The sequence below is a fragment of the Roseateles sp. P5_B10 genome (assembly GCF_056400485.1).
Genome location: NZ_JBFULE010000604.1, coordinates 1 through 3,256, shown reverse-complemented (window position 1 = coordinate 3,256; position 3,256 = coordinate 1). Strand labels below are relative to the sequence as shown.

The 3,256-nt window shown below is 67.5% G+C and carries 3 protein-coding genes; all 3 read left to right on the top strand.

Annotation, left to right across the window (positions count from 1 at the left end; genetic code table 11):
* On the top strand, positions 1 to 576 hold a 576-nt coding region (locus tag AC1DU6_RS24595; RefSeq protein WP_477860278.1), incomplete at its 5' end, for a LamG domain-containing protein.
* Between the two features lie 227 nt (positions 577 to 803).
* Positions 804 to 1,079, top strand: coding sequence for a DUF2249 domain-containing protein (locus tag AC1DU6_RS24590; protein WP_477860276.1), 276 nt, complete (start codon positions 804 to 806; stop codon positions 1,077 to 1,079).
* A gap of 35 nt (positions 1,080 to 1,114) precedes the next feature.
* Positions 1,115 to 3,256, top strand: a 2,142-nt coding sequence (locus tag AC1DU6_RS24585; RefSeq protein ID WP_477860275.1) for a nitric-oxide reductase large subunit, incomplete at its 3' end; no start/stop codon positions are given.

The window sequence follows — 3,256 nt, the reverse complement described above, 5'->3', positions numbered from 1 at the left end:
CTGCAGACTCCCGCCGGCCAGTGGAAGGCCGTCGCGGGCGAGCTGCTGGACGGCGCGACCTGGGGCGACGGGCGGCAGAACGACAAGGCCATCGTCTTCGACGGCAAGTCGGCCGGCCTGCAGCTGCCCGAGGGGCTGTTCAGCGGCCTGGGCGACTTCACCTTGTCTCTGTGGGCCAATGCCAATTCGCTGCGCACGGACAGCTGCCTGTTCTTTGCCGGGCACGACGGGTTTTCCTACATGCGCCTCGTGCCCAAGGGCCGCGTGGGGCTGCAGTTCGCCATCACCGGCGCGGGGTTCAACGACGAGCAGAACCTGGTCGCGCCGTGGTTCATGCCCATTCGCCGCTGGGTCCATCTGGCCGTCACGCTCAAGGGCACTACTGGCCGGCTCTATGTCGACGGCACAGAGGTGGCGAGGTCCGACGCCATGATGCTGTCGCCGCGCCAGGTCGGCGACCAGGTGGCCTTCCTCGGGCGCGACTGGGGCCATGCGTCATTCAACGGCCGCATCCAGGGCTTCCGCATCGAGGCGGGGGCCTTGAGCGCCGCCGAAGTCGCGGCTCTGGCGAAGTAGCGGTCGGCGGGGGCGCACCGGCGCGCCGTGCGCGTGCCGTGCGCCTCATTCCCGCAGTGCTCACCGGCGCCGGTACCCGGCCCGGCAGGGCAGCTGCTGGGCGGCCGGCTCGCGACAGGTCACTGCCGACAGCCGGCTCCGGACGCTGGCATTTGATCTATGTCAAACCGCGTTACGGCGGCGTTTCTAGAATTTGATGCATCAAAAATGCATCTTTAGAGGCGCCCATGTCAGTCCCTTCCCTTCAGTTCGACTCTCGCGGGCTCGCAATGTGTGACCGCGCCCCAGCGATCGTCGCCAAGCTTGACGTCCTGGCCGCCAACGAAACGCTGGAGCTGTTGATGGACGGGGAGCCCGGCTCGCTGGAGGCCCTGCTCAACGTTCACAGGCCCGGGATGTTCAGCTGGCAGAGCGTCGACCGCGGCCCGGACTTCTGGCGGGCGCGAGTCACAAGGCTTGGCTCTGCGCGCGGCACGTGCTGCGGCGCTTGCGGCGGCGCCTGACGTTCAACTGTTCCTGGCGTTCCAAGGAAATCACCATGAAATCCCGTAGCAATCTCTGGCGCTGGCTGGGGCTCATCTTCGTGCTGTCGTTCGGCGCCCTGGGCTACCTGGGCTGGCAGATCTATCTTTCCGCCCCACCCATCCCGAACCGGGTGGTCAGCGCCGACGGCGAGCTGTTGTTCACCGGCGAGCAGATCCAGCTCGGCCAGCAGGCCTGGCTGTCGGCCGGCGGCCAGCAGCTCGGCACGGTCTGGGGGCATGGCGCCTATGTCGCGCCGGACTGGTCGGCCGACTGGCTGCATCGCGAGGCGGTGGCCCTGAAGGCCCGGCGCCTGGCCGAACAGCAGCAAAGCGGCCTGACGGTCAGCGACGCGCAGCGCGCCGCCGTCGACCAGCTGGTGCGCGATGAAATGCGCCGCAACACCTACGAAGAGAGCAGCGGCGATGTGCGCGTCACCGCCGCTCGCGCCCAGGCCATCCGTGAGGTCGCCTCGCACTACGAGGGCCTGTTCGGCACCGAACCGGCGCTGGACAAGCTGCGCGACCAATACGCGATGACGGCCGGCGCCTTGCCCGAAGCCGAGCACCGCAAGGCGCTGGCGGCCTTCTTCTTCYGGTCGGCCTGGGCGGCCGTGACGGATCGCCCTGGCGAGGCCGGTCTGTCCTACACCAGCAACTGGCCGCACGAACCGCTGGTCGGCAACACGATGAGCACGTCGGCCGCGATGTGGTCGATGGTCAGCATCGTGCTGCTGCTGGCCGGCATCGCCGCGATGCTGTGGCTGCACCAGGGCGACGAAGAGCTCGCCGTCGTGCCCAAGGCCGACCCGCTGCTCGGCGCCAAGGCCACACCGTCGATGAAGGCCACGCGCAAATACTTCTTCGTCGTCATCGGCCTGATGCTGCTGCAGATCGGCATGGGCGCCATCACCGCCCACTATGCGGTGGAAGGCCAGGCCTTCTTCGGCATCCCGCTGGCGCAGATCCTGCCGTACACCGTCACCCGCACCATCCACACGCAGATCGGCATTTTCTGGATCGCGACTGCCTGGCTGGCCACGGGCCTGTACGTCGCGCCGCTGCTATCGGGCGCCGAACCCAGGCTGCAGAAGCTCGGCGTCGATGCGCTGTTCTGGGCCCTCATCGTCGTCGTGCTCGGCTCCACCATCACCGGCTGGCTCGGCACGCTGCAGCACCGCGGGTTCGATTTCAGCTTCTGGTTCGGCAACCAGGGCCTGGAATTCACGAGCATGGGCCGCTTCTGGCAGATCCTGCTCTTCGTTGGCCTGCTGTTCTGGGTCTTCCTGCTCGGCCGTGCGCTGTGGCCGGCGCTCAAGCGGCCTTCGGAAACCCGCGGCCTCATCGCCATGGTCTTCCTGTCGGCGACCTGCATCGGCGGTTTCTACGCGAGCTCGCTGACCTGGGGCCAGCACACCCACTACTCGATGGTCGAGTACTGGCGCTGGTGGCTGGTGCACCTGTGGGTCGAGGGCTTCTTCGAGGTCTTCGCCACGGCCGTCGTCGCGCTGATCTTCACCAACCTGGGCCTGGTGCGCCCCGCTTCTGCCAACCGCGCCATCGTCGCGGAGACCATCGTCTTCCTGTTCGGCGGCATCCTGGGCACGTTGCACCACCTGTACTGGACGGGCACGCCCACATCGGTCATTGCGGTCGGCTCAGTGTTCTCCGCGCTGGAGGTGGTGCCGCTGACGCTGATCGGCCTGGAAGCGCTGCAGACCTATCGCCGCGCCAAGGGCGTGGCCTGGCTGGGCGCCTACAAGTGGGTCATCCTGTCCTTCGTCGCCGTGGGCTTCTGGAACACGGTGGGCGCCGGCCTGTTGGGCTTCGCCATCAACCCGCCGGCCTCGCTGTACTACGTGCAGGGSCTGAACATGACGGCGGCCCACGGCCAYGCSGCGCTGTTCGGYGTCTACGGCATGCTGGGCATCGGCCTSATGCTGTTCTGCCTGCGCGGSCTGTACGACAGGGCGCTGCATGCCGACCGATTCCTCAAGCCCGCCTTCTGGAGCCTGAACATCGGCCTGGCGATGATGGTCTTCCTGTCGCTGCTGCCGGCTRGCATCTACCAGGCCTACCAGAGCATCACGAAGGGCCTGTGGTACGCCCGCTCGCCGGAGGTCATCCACTCCAAGGTGATGGAGACGCTGGTGTGGCTG